This window comes from Streptomyces niveiscabiei, assembly GCF_001419795.1.
Taxonomy (GTDB): Bacteria; Actinomycetota; Actinomycetes; order Streptomycetales; family Streptomycetaceae; genus Streptomyces; species Streptomyces niveiscabiei.
The window spans coordinates 19,346-19,831 of record NZ_LIRL01000356.1 but is presented as its reverse complement, the minus strand read 5'-3'; the positions used below and the strand labels follow the sequence as shown (position 1 = coordinate 19,831).

Below are 486 nucleotides of genomic sequence, written 5' to 3'. Positions count from 1 at the left end.
AGAGCAAGAGGTGAAAAGTGAGGGCTTTCCCGGTTCGGATGCCGTCCGGAACGCGGTACTGGACGGTCATCGATGACGGGTTGGACGTGGTGCGGCCAGCGGATCAATGGCTGCGCCATCTCCGCTTTGGTCAACACCGCGCGGAGCTGACCACGAAGGCGTACGCCGGTGACGTCGCCCTGTACTTGAGTTGGTGCCGACGAACCGCACGGGATTGGCGGGTAGCGGCCCAGGATCTGGGCCTGTTCATGGTGTGGCTGAAGTTCACGCCGGTACAGGCCGACAGGTCGGTGGGTGCTGTGGTGTCCGGGCCAGGAGCGGTGCCGGTGCGGGGCGAGCGTCGGGTAAACCGTATCCTGACCGGGGTGCGTGGCTTGCTGGCTCACGCGATCCTGATCGGCGAGGTGCCGCCGTGGGTGCTCGGTCAGATCTACGAGCTGGCCGACACTCGAGATCTGCCGCACGAGGCCCATGCCGAGGGTGCCG

General features: G+C 66.0%; 1 pseudogene. It reads left to right on the top strand.

Features of this window, described 5'->3' with window-relative positions:
• Positions 1-38: 38 nt before the first annotated feature.
• Positions 39-486, top strand: a pseudogene (locus tag AOK24_RS18185) (tyrosine-type recombinase/integrase); the annotation flags it as partial.